The sequence below is a fragment of the Ostreibacterium oceani genome (assembly GCF_009362845.1).
GTDB classification, from domain to species: domain Bacteria; phylum Pseudomonadota; class Gammaproteobacteria; order Cardiobacteriales; family Ostreibacteriaceae; genus Ostreibacterium; species Ostreibacterium oceani.
In genome coordinates this window covers 1-2,049 of record NZ_WHNW01000020.1, presented here as the reverse complement: position 1 = coordinate 2,049, position 2,049 = coordinate 1, and the positions used below count along the sequence as shown (strand labels likewise).

The window sequence follows — 2,049 nt, the reverse complement described above, 5'->3', positions numbered from 1 at the left end:
GAGGGATTCGATATTGTCATTTAGGCTATTGTTATTTAATAATATAAATTTTAATTTTAAATGCTGTGTTACTTAATGTGTTGCTATTACTTAAAGTGATGTTGTTAGATTTTCTATTTTAATGAAAGAAGAGCTAGAAGTTTCTTCGTTTTTATTTCTCTACAACACGTATCGACCGCATAAAGGACATGGGCTGCTTTCACCAAAACAAGTTATCATTAATCAACAAAAAAGTTCAATACAATATGTATTGAACTCAGCAATAATTAGAAAAACAGCAACAAATGAGTTAGAATATTAAGTGAACATAATCTAATTGTTAGGAATAGCACAATGAAAAAATATTATATAGTGGCGATGTTAGCCTTGGTAACGGGTACGCAAGCAATCGAACGCGTCAGTGTCGATAGTTTGGGAACAGAGGGCGATAGAGATTCATTTAGCTCTTCGATATCTGCTGATGGGCGCTACGTGGCTTTTCAGTCATTTGCAACAAACTTGGTCGCGGGGGATACGAATGGGACTACTGATATCTTCGTACACGATACACAAACGGGTGCGACCACGCGTGTCAGCGTTGATAGTTTGGGAACAGAGGGCGATAGTTTTTCAACTATCCCTTCGATTTCTGCTGATGGGCGCTACGTGGCTTTTAACTCAAGGGCAACAAACTTGGTCGCGGGGGATACGAATGGGACGTTAGATGTCTTCGTTCACGATACACAAACGGGGAACACCACGCGTGTCAGTGTCGATAGTAGTGGTGTAGAGGCCGATGGTTATTCAAGTGATCCTTCGATATCTGCTGATGGGCGCTACGTTGCTTTTACGTCAACTGCAACAAACTTAGTCGCGGGGGATGCGAATGGGAATACTGATATCTTCGTACACGATACACAAACGGGGGACACCACGCGTGTCAGTGTCGATAGTGTGGGGACAGAGGGCGATGGTCTCTCGCAAAGCCCTTCGATATCTGCTGATGGGCGCTACGTGGCTTTTACGTCAAATGCAACAAACTTAGTCACGGGGGATACGAATGGGACTGATGATATTTTCGTACACGATACACAAACGGGTGCGACCACGCGTGTCAGTGTCGATAGTTTGGGAACAGAGGGCGATAGTTTTTCAACTATCCCTTCGATTTCTGCTGATGGGCGCTACGTGGCTTTTCAGTCATTTGCAACAAACTTGATCGCGGGGGATACGAATGGATATGATGATATCTTTGTACACGATACACAAACGGGCGTCACCACGCGTGTCAGTGTCGATAGTAGCGGTGTAGAGGGCAATAGTCATTCATATAGCCCTTCGATTTCTGCTGATGGGCGCTACGTGGCTTTTGAGTCATATGCAACAAACTTGGCCGCGGGGGATACGAATGGGATTGCTGATGTCTTCGTCCACGATACACAAACGGGCGTCACCACGCGTGTCAGCGTTGACAGTAGTGGTGTAGAGGGCGATAATGATTCACTTAATCCTTCGATATCTGCTGATGGGCGCTACGTAGCTTTTGACTCAGTTGCAACAAACTTGGTCGCGGGGGATACGAACAATAATCTAGATGTCTTCTTTACGGCGACAAACTTAGCGGTAGCATCAACAACAGAGAATATTCCATCGACGAGTGTTATGGGGTTATTGTCGTTGATGACTGGTGTAGTGGCTTTTGGGTTGATTCGTCGTCGAAAATTCATAAAGTAATTAGAAAGACAGCAGTAAATAAGTTAAAATCTTAGTCATCTTTCTTAAGTCCTTAGGAGTAACACAATGAAGAAATATTATATAGTGGCGATGTTAGCCTTGGTAACGGGTACGCAAGCAATCGAACGCGTCAGTGTCGATAGTTTGGGAACAGAGGGCGATAGTCAATCATATTCCTCTTCGATATCTACTGATGGGCGCTACGTTGCTTTTTCATCAAATTCAACAAACTTAGTCGCAGGGGATACGAATGGGCGTGATGATGTCTTCGTCCACGATACACAAACGGGCGTCACCACACGTGTTAGTGTTGATAGTTCGGGAACAGAGGGCGAT

The 2,049-nt window shown here is 44.2% G+C and carries 1 protein-coding gene and 1 pseudogene; both read left to right on the top strand.

Translation table 11 applies throughout. The features are described from left to right. Positions 1-333: 333 nt before the first annotated feature. The gene (locus GCU85_RS09810; protein ID WP_218110671.1) at positions 334-1,713 is read left to right on the top strand and encodes a TolB-like translocation protein; all 1,380 of its coding nucleotides are present in this window, start codon (positions 334-336) and stop codon (positions 1,711-1,713) included. Between the two features lie 66 nt (positions 1,714-1,779). Beyond that, positions 1,780-2,049, top strand: a pseudogene (locus GCU85_RS09805) (hypothetical protein); the annotation flags it as partial.

Coding starts and splice junctions, on each gene's coding strand:
- GCU85_RS09810 (WP_218110671.1), top strand. CDS start 334: ATGAAAAAATATTATATAGTGGCGATGTTAGCCTTGGTAACGGGTACG.